This window comes from Pseudorhodoferax sp. (genome assembly GCF_047601025.1).
GTDB lineage: Bacteria > Pseudomonadota > Gammaproteobacteria > Burkholderiales > Burkholderiaceae_C > Pseudorhodoferax.
Genome location: NZ_JASGJZ010000001.1, coordinates 3,206,260 through 3,222,221, shown reverse-complemented (window position 1 = coordinate 3,222,221; position 15,962 = coordinate 3,206,260). Strand labels below are relative to the sequence as shown.

Annotated in this window: 11 protein-coding genes; 4 read left to right on the top strand and 7 right to left on the bottom strand. The window is 69.6% G+C overall.

Going from position 1 to position 15,962, the window contains the following annotated elements:
- Positions 1-45: 45 nt before the first annotated feature.
- Positions 46-1,113 (bottom strand): LacI family DNA-binding transcriptional regulator, encoded by a 1,068-nt coding sequence (locus QM782_RS15105; RefSeq protein ID WP_415203726.1) that lies wholly within the window; start codon positions 1,111-1,113, stop codon positions 46-48.
- A 150-nt stretch (positions 1,114-1,263) separates the two neighbouring features.
- On the opposite strand from QM782_RS15105, the gene QM782_RS15100 reads away from it, so the two are divergent.
- Genes QM782_RS15100 through QM782_RS15090 form a run of 3 tightly spaced genes read left to right on the top strand, consistent with a single transcriptional unit; the run spans position 1,264 to position 4,667 of the window.
- A complete protein-coding gene (locus tag QM782_RS15100) occupies positions 1,264-2,163 on the top strand; it encodes a dihydrodipicolinate synthase family protein (RefSeq protein ID WP_415203725.1) in 900 nt (299 codons plus the stop codon).
- Between the two features lie 48 nt (positions 2,164-2,211).
- On the top strand, positions 2,212-3,207 hold the full coding sequence (locus QM782_RS15095) for a Bug family tripartite tricarboxylate transporter substrate binding protein (RefSeq protein WP_415203724.1): 996 nt from the start codon (positions 2,212-2,214) through the stop codon (positions 3,205-3,207).
- A gap of 8 nt (positions 3,208-3,215) precedes the next feature.
- The gene (locus tag QM782_RS15090; RefSeq protein ID WP_415203723.1) at positions 3,216-4,667 is read left to right on the top strand and encodes an FAD-binding oxidoreductase; all 1,452 of its coding nucleotides are present in this window, start codon (positions 3,216-3,218) and stop codon (positions 4,665-4,667) included.
- 170 nt (positions 4,668-4,837) lie between these two features.
- Here QM782_RS15090 and guaD read toward each other — a convergent pair whose 3' ends face one another.
- The 6 genes from guaD to xdhC all read right to left on the bottom strand — a co-directional run bounded on the left by guaD (position 4,838) and on the right by xdhC (position 13,405).
- On the bottom strand, positions 4,838-6,112 hold the full coding sequence (gene guaD / locus QM782_RS15085; RefSeq protein ID WP_415203722.1) for a guanine deaminase: 1,275 nt from the start codon (positions 6,110-6,112) through the stop codon (positions 4,838-4,840).
- A gap of 4 nt (positions 6,113-6,116) precedes the next feature.
- On the bottom strand, positions 6,117-7,418 hold the full coding sequence (locus QM782_RS15080) for an NCS2 family permease (protein WP_415203721.1): 1,302 nt from the start codon (positions 7,416-7,418) through the stop codon (positions 6,117-6,119).
- A gap of 34 nt (positions 7,419-7,452) precedes the next feature.
- Positions 7,453-8,442, bottom strand: a complete 990-nt coding sequence (locus QM782_RS15075) for a LysR family transcriptional regulator (RefSeq protein WP_415203720.1) — start codon at positions 8,440-8,442, stop codon at positions 7,453-7,455.
- A 9-nt stretch (positions 8,443-8,451) separates the two neighbouring features.
- Positions 8,452-10,881, bottom strand: a complete 2,430-nt coding sequence (gene xdhB / locus QM782_RS15070; RefSeq protein WP_415203719.1) for a xanthine dehydrogenase molybdopterin binding subunit — start codon at positions 10,879-10,881, stop codon at positions 8,452-8,454.
- Between the two features lie 14 nt (positions 10,882-10,895).
- Positions 10,896-12,419: a xanthine dehydrogenase small subunit gene (gene xdhA, locus QM782_RS15065; RefSeq protein ID WP_415203718.1), complete on the bottom strand. Its 1,524-nt coding sequence runs from the start codon at positions 12,417-12,419 to the stop codon at positions 10,896-10,898.
- Between the two features lie 152 nt (positions 12,420-12,571).
- Complete coding sequence (xdhC, locus tag QM782_RS15060) at positions 12,572-13,405, bottom strand: xanthine dehydrogenase accessory protein XdhC (protein WP_415203717.1); 834 nt, start codon at positions 13,403-13,405, stop codon at positions 12,572-12,574.
- 143 nt (positions 13,406-13,548) lie between these two features.
- Here xdhC and QM782_RS15055 point away from each other — a divergent pair, with 143 nt between their 5' ends.
- Positions 13,549-15,849, top strand: a complete 2,301-nt coding sequence (locus QM782_RS15055; RefSeq protein ID WP_415203716.1) for an NADP-dependent malic enzyme — start codon at positions 13,549-13,551, stop codon at positions 15,847-15,849.
- Positions 15,850-15,962: the final 113 nt, after the last annotated feature.

Sequence of the window (15,962 nt, the reverse complement as noted above, 5' to 3'; positions counted from 1 at the left end):
GGCTTTTTCTTGTGGCCGAGACGGCGCCATTTCCTATGCTCGATCTCAAGCGCTGTCTCGGCGCACTAGGGTGAAGCCGATATCACGTGTCCGCACCGCCGGCTGATGCCCTTCGGCGCGGTCCATGATCCACCGGGCGGCCTGCTCGCCAATGGCCGTGCCATCGATACGGATGGTGGTCAGTGCGGGCGCGAGGTCGCGCGCGAAGCCGAGGTCGCCGAAACCGACCACGGCCACATCGTCCGGCACGCGCAGCCCGCGTTCCCGTGCTTCTGTCACGACACCCCAGGCGGCCAGATCGGTGCTGCAGAAAACGGCGTCGGTCCCAGGATGGGCATCCAGCAGTCGGACGGCCGCTGCCCGAGCCGCGCCGAGCGTAACGGGCGCTGCCGCCTGCTCGACTGGCAGTGACGCCGCGTCGCCATCCAGTAGCCCCAGCACGGCCAGTCTTTCGGCGTAGGTTCGGCGGCGCTGGCCGGCGCGCGGGTCATCACCAGTTACCAGGCTTGGTCGCCGCCGGCCCAGGCCGGCAATGAAGTCAGCGACCTGCGCCCCCACAGCGCCGTGCGAAAAGCCGATCAGCATGTCCACGGGCTCCGACGTGAGATCCCAGGTTTCGACAACTGGAATACCGGTAGCCTTCAGCCGGGCACGGGCCATAGGAGACTGCACGATGCGTGTCAGCACGATCCCATCGGGCCGGCGGCTGATCAGGTTTTCCAGCAACTGGACTTCATCAGCGTCGTTGTATCCGCTCTCGCCAAGCATCAACTGGTAGCCGCGCTGACCCAGTGTCTGGCTCAGTGACTGAAGGGTTTCCAGGAATACCGGTCCGCCGATCGTGGGCACCAGCGCCGCCACCAGCCGGCTGCGGCCCGAGGCTAGGGCGCCCGCCAGCCGATCAGGCACATATCCCGCCTCCGCGATCGCATGGCGTACCCGGGCAAGCGTCGCCGGCGGTACCGATTCGGGCGTATTGAGAACACGCGAAACCGTCTGGGCTGAAACCTCGGCCAGCCGCGCCACATCGGCCAGGGTGACGCGACCGGTACCGCGTCGCCGGCGTCGCGTCGCCAGCGGGATCTCGACGGAAGGCTCAGAGGGATAGGACATGCGCAGATCGGAAAAGCCATCACGATAACCGCTCGCGATCGCACGCCGCCCCAAACGACAGCACCAGGGTTTCCACCTATCACATCCATATCTGTTAGCGCTAAAAATTAGCGCTAACAGATATTTTCAATCCTGCTCTGAAAGGCTGTCGTGCTCACCAATACCCAAGGCGTCTACATCGTCACCCAGACTCCATTTCAAGCCGATGGCGGGTTGGATCTGCCCAGCATCGACACGCTGGTGGACTTCTACGCGCGCCACGGCGCCGATGGGTTCACCGTGCTGGGCGTTGCCGGCGAAGCGGCCAAGCTGACACCGGACGAAGCAATGGCTGTGGCGCGCCGTTTCATCGGGCGCGCGAACGGCAAGCCCGTCATCGTCGGTGTGAGCAATCCCAGCGTAGCGCAGCTCGGCGAGCTGACGGCCCGTGTCATGGACGCTGGCGCCTCCGGAGTCATGATCGCGCCACCGTCCGGCCTAAAAACGGAGGAAGAGCTGTTCAGCTACTTCGCGGGGGTGTTCGCGCGGATCGGCAACGTGCCGACAGTACTGCAGGACTTCCCTTTCTCCACGGGCGTGTGGATGTCCGTGGCTTCCATCGCCCGGCTGGTGCAAGAGTTCCCGCAGATTCAGGTACTCAAAGAGGAAGACCTGCCGAGTATCACCAAGGTTACGCGGCTGCGCGAAGCCCTGCCGCGACGCATCGCCATCCTGACAGGCAACAACGCGATGTTTCTACCACTGGAGATGGGTCGCGGCATCGACGGGCCAATGGCTGGCTTCTCGCATCCGGAAATGCTGTCTCAGGTGTACCGCCTGCATCGTGAAGGCAAAGTGGAAGAAGCCCATGCCGTCTTCGACACCTACCTGCCGCTACTCAGCTACGAGAACCAGAGCCAATGGGGCGTAGCGGTGCGCAAGGAAGTGCTGCGGCGGCGCAGCGCCATCGCCTGCGCCGCCATGCGCCAGCCGGGCCCGCGCCTGACAGCCACTGATCTGAGTGAAGTGGATCTGCTGCTGCTGCAACTGCAGCGGCGCCTGCACGGCTGAGCCGGAACCTTGCCCTTTCCGCTCACGACACCCTCAAGGAGACTATTCATGTTGCGTTTCACTTCTCGCCGCTCCCTGCTTCTGCGCAGCGCCCTGGGCGCAGGTTTTGTCCTGACCGGCCTGATGGGCCAGCCGATGGCCTGGGCACAGGCCCCCTGGCCTGACCGGCCCATTCGCCTGGTCGTCCCGTTCGCTGCTGGAGGCAACACCGACATCGTCGCACGCCTGATCGCACCGGACCTGGCCAAGCTGCTGGGCCAACCCGTGCTCGTGGACAACAAACCCGGCGCAGGTGGCAACCTGGCTGCCGATGCGGTGGCCAAGGCTGCACCCGATGGATACACCCTGCTGATGGGCACGGTGGGCACGCAGGCCATCAACCCCAGCATCTACCGCAAGATCTCTTTCGGGCTGGAGGACTTTGCCCCGATCACGTTGATCGCTTCGGTGCCCAACGTGCTGGTGGTCAACGAGAAGAACCCTGCCCGCACCGTCTCGGAACTGGTCGCCAACGGCAGAGAACACCCCCTGACCTTCGCTTCCTCGGGCGCGGGCTCGTCCATTCATCTATCTGGCGAACTGTTCAAGTCCATAACCAAACTGGACATGACACACGTGCCCTATCGCGGCAGTGCGCTGGCTTTGACCGACCTGATGGGCAGACAGTTCGACTTGATCTTCGACAACCTACCGACCTCGCTGCCGCACATCCAGAGCGGCAAGCTGCGCGCACTGGCCGTCACCAGCGCCATGCGGACCATGCAATTGCCCGACGTGCCCACCATGATCGAGTCGGGCTTCCCCAACTTCGAACTGGGATCCTGGTTCGGCGTGCTCGCGCCAGCCGGCACACCGCAGCCGATCATCGACAAAGTCGATGCCGGTATCCAGCGGATCGCCAACCAGCCAGCCTTCGAGAAGCGACTGGTGGAACTCGGGGCGCAACGCCTGATCAAGGGCCCGGCGGACTTCCAAGCCTTCATCGTCTCTGAACACAGGAAGTGGGGTGCCGTGGTCAAAGCCTCGGGTGCCTCACTCGACTGAGCATCGCCATGGACAACCCGCTTGATCTCGGCAGCCTGCGAGCCGCCTTCTCCGGCCGCCTGCTGGACAACACCGACGACATGGCGCCCTTCCTGACCGACTACCGAGGACGCTTCACAGGCCGCGCACTGGCAGTCGTGCTACCGGACAGCGCGACAGACGTAGCGGCCGTGGTGCGCTGGTGCGCAACCCACCGCATGGCCGTCGTACCTCAGGGCGGGAATACCGGCCTGGTCGGTGGTGGCGTGCCCAACGAAACCGGACAGAGCGTATTGCTGTCGCTGCAGCGCATGCAACGCGTGCTGGAGATCGATCCGCTCAACAACACGCTGACCGTACAAGCCGGATGCATCCTGGCCAACGTCCAGGAAGCAGCACGCAAAGCGAACCGGCTGTTCCCTCTGAGCCTCGGTGCAGAGGGCAGTTGCACCATCGGAGGCAACCTGGCCACGAACGCCGGGGGCATCCAGGTGCTGCGTTACGGCAACGCACGCGATTTGTGTCTAGGCCTGGAGGTGGTGACAGCCGACGGACACATCTGGAACGGCCTACGCAGCCTGCGCAAAGACAACACGGGCTACGACCTCAAGCAATTCTTCATTGGCTCGGAGGGGACGCTAGGCATCATCACGGCCGCAACGCTCAAGCTGTACCCACAGCCGGCGGCCCAGATGACGGCCTTCGCCGCGGTACCCACGGCGTTCGCTGCGCTCAAGCTCTTCGAATTGGCACAGCGCCGTTTGGCCGCGACGCTCACGGCCTTTGAACTGCTGGACGCGGAATGCGTAGACGTGATCGAGCGCAACTCGCCATGCCGCAAACCGCTACAGGTCGATTCGCCTTTCTACGTACTGCTGGAAAGCAGTGATCCGACGAGCGCTGAACGCGCCACCGAAAACTTCCAGGCGTTGATGGAAGAAGCGATGGAAACCGGCATCGTCAGCGATGCGGCAGTCGCCACCTCGCTGAGCCAATCCGACAGCTTCTGGGCACTGCGCCACCACGTGGCGGAGGCCCAGGCGCGCGAGGGCGAGAATCTCAAACATGACATCTCGCTACCGATCTCGCGCATCCCGCAGTTCATCGAGGAAGCGCGCGCCGCGATCACGGCCAAGGATCCGAGCCTACGCATTATTTCTTTCGGACACATGGGAGATGGCAACCTGCACTACAACATCTCACCGCGCCGTGGTGCGGACGCGGCGGAGTATGCGAGCTTCCGCGCTGGAGAAAAGAAGCTGTCGGCGCTCGTCTACGAAGTCGTGTCATGCCTGAACGGATCGATCTCGGCGGAGCATGGTATCGGTGCCCTCAAGATGAGTGACAACGCCCGCTACAAGACAGCGCTCGAACTGCGGCTGATGGCCGACATCAAGCGCGCCCTGGATCCGCAGGGCGTCTTCAATCCTGGGCGTCTATTCCCGGTCGAACAGCCAGCAAACAACGCGACGCGAAGCTGACACGGGTATCGGCAGACACCTGAACCGCCCCACCACCGACAGCATGCGGAGTCCGGATTGCCGGCCCGGCCGCAGAGCGAATGCAGCCACACCACCGGACAGTGGCACCTGTGTGTGGCAATCGAACGCGGCCGACCACGAAGATGCGCAACGTCTGCTGCCAATACTCATCAGGCGACGACCACCCGCTCCACCACCCGCTCGTCGCCCAGCACGATCAGCGCGAACAGCAGCTCCTCCAGGTTCTGCACCCGCGCCGCCTTGCGCGCCAGCAGCGGCGTGGCCTCGGGGTTCAGCACCACGAAGTCGGCCTCGCTGCCCGGATGCAGGCTGCCGATCACGCCTTCCAGGCCCAGCGCCTGCGCGGCGCCGCCGGTGTGGCGCCACCACAGCTCCGAGGGCGACAGGCTGAGCCCGGGCTTGGTCTGGCCCTCGCGGCCGACGTAGTAGGCCGCCAGCATGGTGTGGAACGGGCTGAAGCTGGTGCCGCCGCCCACGTCGCTGGCCAGGCCGTGGCGCATGGCCTGGCGCTGGGCGCCGTCGAAGTCGAAGAAGCCGCTGCCCAGGAACAGGTTGCTCGTCGGGCTGACGGCCGCGGCCGTCTTCGTGTCGTGCATCAGCGCGCGGTCGGCGTCGTCGAAATGGATGCAGTGCGCATAGACCGCGCGCTCGCGCATCAGCCCGAAGCCGCCGTAGACGTCCAGGTACGAGCGCGCCTGCGGAAACAGCTCTCGCGCCCAGCGCACCTCGTCCCTGTTCTCGGCCACGTGCGAGTGGATCCAGGTGTCGGGGTACTTGGCGGCCAGCTCGCCGGCGCCGCGCAACTGCGCGTCGGTGCTGGTCGGCGCGAAGCGCGGCGTGATCGCGTAGCCCAGGCGGCCCTGGCCGTGCCAGCGGCCGATCAGCGCCTCGGTGTCGGCCAGGCTCTGCTCGGTCGCGTCGCGCACGCCGTCGGGCGAGTGCCGGTCCTGCAGCACCTTGCCGCCGATCATGCGCAGGCCGCGCTTGCGCGCCTCGCCGAAGAAGGCATCGACCGAGGCCGGGTGCGAGGTGCAGAAGGTCAGCGCCGTGGTCACGCCGTGGCGCTGCAGCTCGTCGAAGAAGAAGGTCGCGACCTCGGACGCGTGGGCCGGCTCGGCGAAGCGCGCCTCGGCCGGGAAGGTGTAGTTCTCCAGCCAGGGCAGCAGGCCATCGGCCGGCGCGCCGATGATGTCGGTCTGCGGGAAATGCAGGTGCATGTCGATGAAGCCCGGCGCGATCAGGCGGCCGGGCCAGTGCGTGACGGCCGCCTGCGGATGGCGGGCCGCCACCGCGCGGAACGGCCCGGCGTCCAGCACGCGCTGCACGCCGGCGGCGTCGGGGCCGGCGACCAGCAGGCCGTCCTCGTCGAACAGCGGTCGGCCCTCGGGCGTGAAGCGCAGCAGGCTTGCGCGGTAGGCGTTCATGGCGTCAATGGCCTCCGATGTAGATGAACTTGAACAGGAACACGCCGCCGATGATCCAGACCATCCAGTGCACCTCCTTCGCCTTGCCGGTGAACAGCTTGAGCGCCGCGTAGGCGATGAAGCCGAACGCCAGGCCGTTGGCGATCGAGTAGGTGAAGGGCATGGTCAGCGCGGTCACGGCGGCGGGGATGACTTCGGTCGTGTCGTCCCAGTCCAGCTCGGTCAGGTCGCGCAGCATCAGGCAGGCCACGAAGAATAGCGCGGGCGCGGTGGCATAGGCCGGCACCACGCCGGCCAGCGGCGCGATGAACAGGCAGGCCAGGAACAGCACGGCCACGGTCAGCGCGGTCAGCCCGGTGCGGCCGCCGGCCTGCACGCCGGCGGCGCTCTCCACGTAGGCGGTGGTGCTGGAGGTGCCGAGCAGCGCGCCGGCGAAGATGGCGCCACTGTCGGCCAGCAGCGACCGGTTCAGCCGGTCCATCTTGCCCGGCACCAGCAGGCCGGCGCGCTTGGCCACGCCCATCAGCGTGCCGGTGGCGTCGAACAGCTCGACCAGGAAGAACACCAGGATCACGTTCAGGATGCCCCCGGTCAGCGCGGCCTTCACGTCCAGCTGCAGGAAGGTCGGCGCGATCGAGGGCGGCGCCGAGAAGATGCCGCGGAACTCGTTGCCGGCGAAGAAGAACGAGGCGATGGTCACCGCCACGATGCCGATCAGGATCGCGCCGGGCACCTTCAGCTTGTCCAGCACCGCGATCAGCACGAAGCCCAGCACGGCCAGCACCACCGGCGGCGTGTGCAGATCGCCCAGCGTCACGAAGGTCGCCGGCGAGGCCGCCACGATGCCGGCGCTCTTGAGCGCGATCAGCGCCAGGAACAGGCCGATGCCCACCGTGATCGCGTAGCGCAGCGAATGCGGGATGCCGCGGATGATCAGCCCGCGCAGCCCGAACAGCGTCACCGCCAGGAACAGGCAGCCCGAGACGAACACCGCGCCCAGCGCGGCCTGCCAGGTGAAGCCCATCTTCAGCACCACCACGTAGGCGAAGTAGGCGTTCAGCCCCATGCCGGGCGCCAGCGCGATCGGGTAGTTGGCGTACAGGCCCATGATGGTGGTGCCCAGCGCCGCGATCAGGCAGGTGGCCACGAACACCGCGTCCTTGGGCATGCCGGCGTCGCCCAGGATCGAGGGGTTCACGAAGATGATGTAGGCCATCGTCAGGAAGGTGGTCAGGCCGGCCACCAGTTCGGTGCGCACGGTGGTGCCGTGTTCCTGCAGCTTGAACACGCGTTCGGTCCAGTTCATGGGGTCTCCGTTGGTCTGTCGTTGGGGGTTGGAATCAGGGGGCGGCCGGCGGGCGCAGCGTGGCGGCGACGCCTTTCGTGCGTTCGCGCAGCCAGCGCGCGGCGCTGGACGCGTGCGTGCGCGCATGCCAGAGCTGGTAGTACAGCAGGCGCGGCAGCGGCGCCGGGCAGTCGAGCACGGCCAGCGGCAGCCGGGCCGCGGCGCGCTCGCAGTACTGGCGGCCGGTGGTCAGCACCAGCAGGCTGCCGGCCACCATGTCCGGGATCAGCCCGAAGTGCGCGCAGCGCGCCGCGATGGCGCGCTGGTGGCCCAGCTGGTCGAGCATCTGCTCGATGATGCCGCGCGCGCCCGGGTGCGTGGGCATGGGCGCGATGTGCTCGGCCGCCAGCCATTCGGCCAGGTCCCAGCCGCGGCGCACGGCCGGGTGGCTGCGGCTGACCAGGCAGGCCACCTCGTCGCCGAACAGGCGCGCCATGTGCAGGTCCTCGGGCGGCTCCAGCCAGTTGCCGATCACCAGGTCCACCTCGCCCTGGGCGAGCTGGGCGCGGTAGTCGGCCTCGCGCGAGAGCGCATGGATCTCGATGCGCGCCAGCGGCGCCTGGCGCTTGACCTCGGCCACCAGCCGCGGCAGGAACAGCGGGTCCAGGTAGTCGCTGGCGGCGATGCGGAAGGTGGCGGTGGAGGTCTGCGGGTCGAAGCTGCGTGCCTCGGTGAACAGCATCTCGGCCGCGCGCAGGATGCTGGCGGCCGGCTCGACCATGCGCAGCGCCGCGTCGGTCGGCACCATGCGCCCGCCGCTGCGCACCAGCAGCGGATCGCCGGAGAGTTCGCGCAGGCGCTTGAGCGCGCTGGAGACCGCCGGCTGGTGCATGGCCAGCCGGACCGCCGCGCGCGAGACGCTGCGCTCGGTCAGCACCGTGTGCAGCACGCGGATCAGGTGCAGGTCGATGCGGTCGAACAGCGCCTGCTCGCCCTGCGCGACAGCCCGGGCCGGGCCGGCGGCCTGCGGCGCGACGGCGCGCATCACACGTTCTCAGTCCGGCTGCACGGCGGCCAGCGCGCGCAGGATGGCTTCGCTGGTCGCCGGGGCCGCGAGCGGCGGATCGACGCGGTGCCCGCCCGCGGCCGACACTGCGTCGCGGATCGCGAAGAACACCGAGAACGGCAGCAGCAGCGGCGGCTCGCCGACGGCCTTGCTGCGGTGGATCGAGTCCTCCACGTTCTGGCGGTCGAACAGCCGCACGTTGAACACCGGCGGGCAGTCGTTGGCGGTCGGGATCTTGTAGGTGCTGGGCGCGTGCGTCGTCAGCCGGCCGGTCTCGGGGTGCCAGACCAGTTCCTCCATGGTCAGCCAGCCCATGCCCTGGATGAAGGCGCCCTCGACCTGGCCGATGTCCACGGCCGGGTTCAGCGACTTGCCGACGTCGTGCAGCACGTCGGCGCGCAGCAGCTTCCACTCGCCGGTCAGCGTGTCCACGACGACCTCGCTGACGGCCGCGCCGTAGGCGAAGTAGTAGAACGGCCGGCCGGTCATCGTGTCCTTGTCCCAGGACAGGCCGGGCGTGGCGTAGAAGCCGTCGGACCACAGCTGCACGCGGTCCAGGTAGGCCTCGCCGACGACCACGTCGAAGCCCAGCTCGCGGCCGCCCACCAGCACCTTGTCGTTGGCGAAGCGCACGTCCGCGGCCGCGCCGCCGTGGCGCGCGGCGGCGCAGGCGGCCAGCCGCTCGCGGATCTGGCGCGCCGCGTCCTGCGCGGCCTTGCCGTTCAGGTCGGCGCCGGTGGAGGCGGCCGTGGCCGAGGTGTTGGCGACCTTGGTGGTGTCGGTGGCCGTTACGCGCACGCGCTCGAACGCCACGCCCAGCTCGTGCGCCACCACCTGGGCCACCTTGGTGTTCAGGCCCTGGCCCATCTCGGTGCCGCCGTGGTTCACCAGGATCGAGCCGTCGGTGTAGACGTGCACCAGCGCGCCGGCCTGGTTGAAGTGTTTGACGTTGAAGCTGATGCCGAACTTCAGCGGCGTCAGCGCCAGGCCGCGCTTGAGCACCGGGCTGGCGGCGTTGAAGGCGGCGGCGGCGGCGCGGCGCGCCTGGTAGTCGCTGCTGGCCTCCAGCTCGTCCACCAGCTCGGCGACGATGTTGTCCTGCACGGTCTGGCGGTAGGGCGTCACGTTGCGCTCGCCGATGCCGTAGAAGTTCGCGCGGCGCACGGCCAGCGGGTCGCGGCCCAGGCGGCGCGCGATGCTGTCCAGGATGTACTCGATCGCGATCGCGCCCTGCGGGCCGCCGAAGCCGCGGAAGGCGGTGTTGCTCTGCGTGTTCGTCCGGCCGCAGTAGCCGTGCATGGCGACCTCGGGCAGCCAGTAGGCGTTGTCGAAGTGGCACAGCGCGCGCGTCATCACCGGCGCCGACAGGTCGGCCGAATGCCCGGCGCGCGAGACCATGCTGACCGTGGCGCCGAGGATGCGGCCGTCCCCGTCGTGGCCGATGTCGTATTCGTACCAGAAGCAGTGGCGCCGGCCGGTGACCATGAAGTCGTCGTCACGGTCCAGCCGCAGCTTGACCGGGCGCCTGAGCAGCGTGGCCGCCACGGCCGCCACGCAGGCGAACAGCCCGGACTGCGACTCCTTGCCGCCGAAGCCGCCGCCCATGCGCCGGCATTCCACCTGCACCGCGTGCGCCGGCAGGTGCAGCGCATGCGCGACCAGGTGTTGCATCTCGCTCGGGTGCTGGGTCGAGCAGTGCACGTGCACGGCGCCGCCTTCCTTCGGCAGCGCGTAGCTGATCTGACCTTCCAGGTAGAACTGCTCCTGGCCGCCGACGTCCAGGCTGCCGGTCAGGCGGTGCGGCGCGGCGGCGATCGCGGCGCGGATGCCGGCCTCGTCCAGCCCGCTGCTGCTGCGCACCAGGTGCATCGGCGGCACCACGTAGCGGCCCTGGGCATGGGCCTCGCGCGGCGTCAGCACCGGCTTGGCCGGCTCCACGCGCAGCACCTGCTTGGCCAGCGCGGCGGCGCGGCGCGCCTGCTCGCGCGTGGCGGCGACCACGGCGAACACCGGCTGGCCCAGGTAGCGGATCTCGCCGTCGCACAGGATCGGGTCGTCGTGGACGATGGAACCGCAGTCGTTCGCGCCCGGGATGTCCGCGGCCGTCAGCACGCGCACCACGCCGGGCATGGCGCGCACCGCCTCCAGGTCGATGCCCAGCAGCCGGCCGGCCGCCACCGGCGACAGGCCCAGCGCGCAGTGCAGCGTGCCGGCCAGTTCGGGCAGGTCGTCGATGTAGGTGGCGCCGCCGGCCACGTGCAGCGCGGCCGATTCGTGCGGGCGGCTGATGCCCACGCGCGCGCCGGCCTCGTGGGCGCGCGCCTCGGCCGCCGGGTCCAGGCGCAGCGCGGTGTTGGCGCGGTAGTCGGCAAAGGGCTGCGCGGGCTGCAGCAGGTGCTCGGGGACGGGCTTGTTCATGGTGCGCTCCTTGGTCAGGCCGCCGCGTGCGGCATCACGCTGAACACGTTGGTAGCGCTGGCCGGCAGCGGATCGCCGGCGCGCGTCTCCAGCCACAGCCGCTGCAGCAGGTTCTGCGCGACCTGCAGCCGGTAGGCCGCGCTGGCGCGCATGTCGGACAGCGGCTTGAAATCCTGCGCCAGCGCCTGCCGGGCGGCGCGCACGGTGTCCTCGGTCCAGGGCCGGCCGGCGATCGCGGCCTCGGCCTGGGCGGCGCGCCGGACGGTGGCAGCCATGCCGCCGTAGGCCAGGCGCACGCTCCGCACGGTGCCGCCGTCCAGCTCGATCGCGAAGCCGGCGCACAGGGCCGAGATGTCGCAGTCGAAGCGCTTGCTGATCTTGTAGCCGCGCACCTGGCGCGCGAAGGCCGCCAGCGGCACGGCCAGGCCCTGCACGAATTCGCCGGGCTCCAGCGCGTTCTTCATGTAGTCCAGGTAGAAGTCCGTCAGCGGCAGGCGGCGCACGCGGGCGCCCTGGCGCAGCTCGACCTGCGCGTCCAGCGCCATCAGGATCGGCGGGGCGTCGCCGATCGGCGAGCCGTTGGCCACGTTGCCGCCCATGGTGCCGGCGTGGCGGATCGGCGGCGAGGCGAAGCGCAGCCACACCTCCGCCAGGGCCGGCGCGCGCTGCGCCAGGGCGCGCCAGGCGTCCTCCAGGCTGGCGCCGGCGCCGATGCACAGCTCGCCGCCGCGTTCCTCGATGCGCTTGAGCTCGGCCACGCCGCCCAGGTAGATCAGCTCGCCCACGTCGCGGAACTGCTTGTTGACCCACAGCCCGATGTCGGTCGACCCGGCCAGCAGCCGGGCCTGCGGCCTGGCCAGCCGCAGCGCGGCGAGCTCGTCCAGCGTGGCCGGGGCGTGGAAGTGGTCGGTCCGCGTGCCCTCGCGCGTGGCCAGCGGGGCGGCGTAGTGCAGGCCGGCGGGCCGGCGCAGGCCGTGCAGCGCGGCGGCCACGGCGGCGCGGTCCAGCCGCACGGCCGGCAGCTCGAACATGTGCTGGCCGGCATCGAGGATGGGCCGGTAGCCGGTGCAGCGGCACAGGTTGCCAGACAGGCCGTCGGCCAGCTGCTGGCGCGTGGGCCGGGTGCCGGCCGCCTGGTGCTGCTCGTAGCACTGCCACAGCGACATCACGAAGCCCGGCGTGCAGAAGCCGCACTGCGAGCCGTGGCAGTCCACCATGGCCTGCTGCACCGGGTGCAACGCGGCGCCGGCGCACTGCTCCTGCAGATCCTCGACCGTGAACAGCGCCTTGCCGTCCAGCGTGGGCAGGAACTGGATGCAGGCGTTGCGGCTTTCCAGCCGCAGCGCGCCCTGCCCGTCCAGCTCGCCCAGCACCACGGTGCAGGCGCCGCAGTCGCCCTCGTTGCAGCCTTCCTTGGTGCCGGTGCAGCGCGCATCCTCGCGCAGCCAGTCCAGCACCGAGCGCGTGGTCTGCGGTCCCTGGACCTGCACGATCTCGCCGCGGTGGTAGAAGCGGATGGGCTGGGTGTCGTCGTTCATGGGCTGCGTCATCGTGGGAATGCGGACCTCGTGCGGCCCGGGGGTGGATCGTCACGGTTCCCGCCGGCCGCGGCATACCGGCACCACCATAGTGCATATGCGCGAAGCCGTATGCGAGCCCCGGGTAAACCCGGAAGGCAATGCAGCAATGGCTATGCCAGCGGCGGCGCCTGCAGCAGCAGCTGCGCGGCCACCGCCACGGCGATGACCGCCGGCTCCTTGCCGGTGATGCCCGGCACGCCGATCGGGCAGGTGATGCGCGCCAGTTCTTCCTCGGCGAAGCCGCGCGCCAGCAGCCGGTGGCGGAAGGTGGCCCACTTGGTCTTGCTGCCGATCAGGCCCACGTAGGGCAGGTCGCCGCGCGCGCGCAGGCGCTGCAGGCAGGCGACCACGATGTCCAGGTCCTCAGCGTGGCTGAAGCTCATGATCAGCACGCGCGCGCCGGCCGGCAGCGCGGGGACGGCGGCCTGCACCGGCTCGCTGTGCTCGGCCTGCACCTGGGCCGGCAGGCCGTCGGGGAACACGCCGTCGCGGCTGTCGATCCAGTGCACGGCGTAGGGCAGCGTGGCCAGCAGCCGCACGATGGCCGCGCCCACGTGGCCGCCGCCGAACAGCGCGACCGGCGCCAGGTCGGCCGTCAGCGCGCGGCGCAGCGCCGGCGCGTCGGCCGCGGCGATGCGGCGGTAGCGCAGGAACACCACGCCGCCGCAGCACTGCCCCAGGCTCGGCCCCAGCGGATAGCGCAGCACGGCGTCGTGCGCCGGCGCGCCGGGCTGCCCGTCCAGCAGCGCGCGCGCCGCCGCGATGGCCTGGAACTCCAGCTGCCCGCCGCCGATGGTGGCCGTGGTGCCGCCGCGCCAGACCGCCATCCAGGCGCCGGCCTCGCGCGGCGCCGAGCCCTGGGTGGAGGCCACCTGCACCAGCACGCCGTCCTCCCGCGCCAGGCGGTCCAGGCATTCGTCGAGCAGCGGCTGCGGCAGGGGCATGGCGGGCATTGTCCGCGCCCGCGCGGCGCCGCCCTATCACGCCAGGCGTATACGGACAACTGGTAATCCCCTATGCCGCCGGGCCGGGACGCGCGCCGGCATGGAGTAGTCTCCGCTCCGCGAATTTCTTTCGAGGAGCCTACGTGAGCAAAGAACTGTCCCCGGCCGAACAGGCCCTGCGCGATGCTGCGCGCGAATACCACTGCACGCCGACCAAGGGCAAGGTTTCCGTCACCCCCACCAAGCCGCTGATGAACCAGCGCGACCTCTCGCTGGCCTACTCGCCCGGGGTCGCCTACCCCTGTCTGGACATCCAGGCCGACCCGTCCAAGGCCGCCGAATACACCTCGCGCGGCAACCTGGTCGGCGTGGTCACCAACGGCACGGCCGTGCTGGGCCTGGGCGACATCGGCCCGCTGGCCTCCAAGCCGGTCATGGAGGGCAAGGGCTGCCTGTTCAAGAAGTTCGCCGGCGTCGACGTGTTCGACATCGAGCTGGCCGAGCGCGACCCGGACAAGATCGTCGACATCGTCGCCGCGCTGGAACCCACGCTGGGCGGCGTGAACCTGGAGGACATCAAGGCGCCCGAGTGCTTCTACATCGAGAAGAAGCTGCGCGAGCGCATGAACATCCCGGTGTTCCACGACGACCAGCACGGCACGGCCATCATCTCGGCCGCCGCGCTGATCAACGGCCTGGAGCTGGTCGGCAAGGACATCGGCAAGGTCAAGATCGCCGTCTCCGGCGCCGGCGCCGCCGCCATCGCCTGCCTGGACGTGATGGTCGGCCTGGGCGTCAAGCGCGAGAACGTCTACGCGGTCGACTCCAAGGGCGTGATCTACCAGGGCCGCCCCGGCGGCCTGGACGCCTCCAAGGAGAAGTACGCGCAGGACACCTCGGCCCGCACCCTGGCCGACGTGGTCCAGGGCGCCGACGTGTTCCTGGGCTGCTCGGCCGCCGGCGTGCTGACGCAGGACATGGTCAAGACCATGGCCGACAAGCCCATCATCCTGGCGCTGGCCAACCCCGAGCCCGAGATCCGCCCCGAGCTGGCCAAGGCCGTGCGACCGGACTGCATCATCGCCACCGGCCGGTCGGACTACCCGAACCAGGTCAACAACGTGCTGTGCTTCCCGTACATCTTCCGCGGCGCGCTGGACTGCGGCGCGAGCAAGATCACCGAGGAGATGAAGCTGGCCTGCGTGCGCGAGATCGCCGAGCTGGCCAAGGCCGACATCAGCGAGGAAGTGGCCAACGCCTACGCCGGCAAGCAGCTGTCCTTCGGACCCGACTACATCATCCCCACGCCGTTCGACTCGCGGCTGATCCTGCGCATCGCGCCGGCCGTGGCCAAGGCCGCCGCCGACTCCGGCGTGGCCACGCGCCCGATCGAGGACCTGGAGGCCTACGCCCAGCACCTCACGCGCTTCGTCTACCACACCGGCATGTTCATGCGGCCGGTGTTCTCGGCCGCCAAGCGGGCCGTCCACAAGCGCGTGGCCTACGCCGAGGGCGAGGACGAGCGCGTGCTGCGCGCGGCCCAGCTGGCCGTCGACGAAGGCCTGGCCCGGCCGATCCTGATCGGCCGGCCCGACATCATCGAGATGCGCGTCAAGAAGGCCGGCCTGCACCTGAAGCTGGGCACCGACGCCGAGATCGTGGACCCCGAGAACGACTCGCGCTTCCGCCAGTACTGGGAGGCCTACCACGGCCTGATGGGCCGCCGCGGCGTCACGCCGGAGGCCGCCAAGGCCATGCTGCGCCGCTCCAACACCACGATCGCCGCGCTGATGGTGCACCTGGGCGACGCCGACGCGATGCTGTGCGGCCTGGTCGGCCGCTTCGACAGCCACCTGAAGATCCTGTACCAGCTGCTGGGCACGCAGCACGCCGGCGGCCCGGGCTTCGCGACCGTCAACGCGCTGACGCTGGACAAGTACACGCTGTTCGTGGCCGACACCAACGTGCACGAGGACCCCACGGCCGAGCAGCTGGCCCGCATCGCGATGATGGCGGCCGAGGAGGTGCGCCGCTTCGGCCTGCCGCCCAAGGTGGCCTTCCTGTCGCACTCCAACTTCGGCAGCTCCGACCGCGCCTCGGCGCGCAAGATGCGCGCCGCGCGCGACCTGTTCATGCAGATGGCGCCCGACGTGGAATGCGAGGGCGAGATGCACGGCGACGCCGCACTGTCCGAGAGCGTGCGCCGCAACGCGCTGCCCGACAGCCGCCTGAGCGGCGAGGCCAACCTGCTGATCTGCCCGAACCTGGACGCCGCCAACATCCTGTTCAACGTGCTGAAGATGACCGGCGCCAACGGCGTGACCGTCGGCCCGATCCTGCTCGGCTCGTCCAAGCCCGCCCACGTGCTGACGCCGTCCGCCACCGTGCGCCGCGTCATCAACATGACGGCGCTGGCCGTGGCCGACGCGAACACCACCAAGTAGGCCCCGCCTGCACCACCGCGGCGCACCGCCGGTGCGGCCGCGCCCCGCGACGCCCCGCCCTGGGACTCCATGGCGGGGCGTCGCACATCCGGGGGGCCCGAACGCGCACCAGC

Excerpts from the sequence above, each read along its gene's own strand:
- xdhB (WP_415203719.1), bottom strand. The coding sequence starts at position 10,881 with ATGAACAAGCCCGTCCCCGAGCACCTGCTGCAGCCCGCGCAGCCCTTT.
- xdhC (WP_415203717.1), bottom strand. The coding sequence starts at position 13,405 with ATGCCCCTGCCGCAGCCGCTGCTCGACGAATGCCTGGACCGCCTGGCG.
- guaD (WP_415203722.1), bottom strand. The coding sequence starts at position 6,112 with ATGAACGCCTACCGCGCAAGCCTGCTGCGCTTCACGCCCGAGGGCCGA.
- QM782_RS15080 (WP_415203721.1), bottom strand. The coding sequence starts at position 7,418 with ATGAACTGGACCGAACGCGTGTTCAAGCTGCAGGAACACGGCACCACC.
- xdhA (WP_415203718.1), bottom strand. The coding sequence starts at position 12,419 with ATGAACGACGACACCCAGCCCATCCGCTTCTACCACCGCGGCGAGATC.
- QM782_RS15095 (WP_415203724.1), top strand. The coding sequence starts at position 2,212 with ATGTTGCGTTTCACTTCTCGCCGCTCCCTGCTTCTGCGCAGCGCCCTG.
- QM782_RS15090 (WP_415203723.1), top strand. The coding sequence starts at position 3,216 with ATGGACAACCCGCTTGATCTCGGCAGCCTGCGAGCCGCCTTCTCCGGC.
- QM782_RS15105 (WP_415203726.1), bottom strand. The coding sequence starts at position 1,113 with ATGTCCTATCCCTCTGAGCCTTCCGTCGAGATCCCGCTGGCGACGCGA.
- QM782_RS15075 (WP_415203720.1), bottom strand. The coding sequence starts at position 8,442 with ATGCGCGCCGTCGCGCCGCAGGCCGCCGGCCCGGCCCGGGCTGTCGCG.